Origin of the sequence: Alkalihalophilus lindianensis (assembly GCF_032843265.1) — a bacterium.
Classification (GTDB): domain Bacteria; phylum Bacillota; class Bacilli; order Bacillales; family Bacillaceae_D; genus Alkalihalophilus; species Alkalihalophilus lindianensis.
On record NZ_JAWJBA010000645.1, the window covers coordinates 1 to 255 of the forward strand.

At 42.7% G+C, this 255-nt stretch carries 1 protein-coding gene; it reads left to right on the forward strand.

All coding sequences use genetic code 11. The features are described from left to right. On the forward strand, nt 1–255 hold a 255-nt coding region (locus RYX56_RS23740), incomplete at both ends, for an ABC transporter transmembrane domain-containing protein (protein WP_317124306.1).

Consider the following 255-nt stretch of genomic DNA (forward strand, 5'->3'; position numbering starts at 1 on the left):
CGATGTAAATGCTAGGGTTGAAGACAGTGTATCAGGAAGCCGCGTAGTCCAATCCTTTACAAATGAAGAATTTGAGATTGCTATATTTAAAACCAATAATCATCGTTATCGTGCCGCTAAACTCGGCGGATATCGTGTCATGTCCTTTAGTCTGTCCGGCATTTATATGATGACGCGGTTCATTACGATTATCGTCTTAGTATATGGGGCCTGGCTCAGCTTTACTAATCAGCTGTCATACGGTGAACTTGTCGG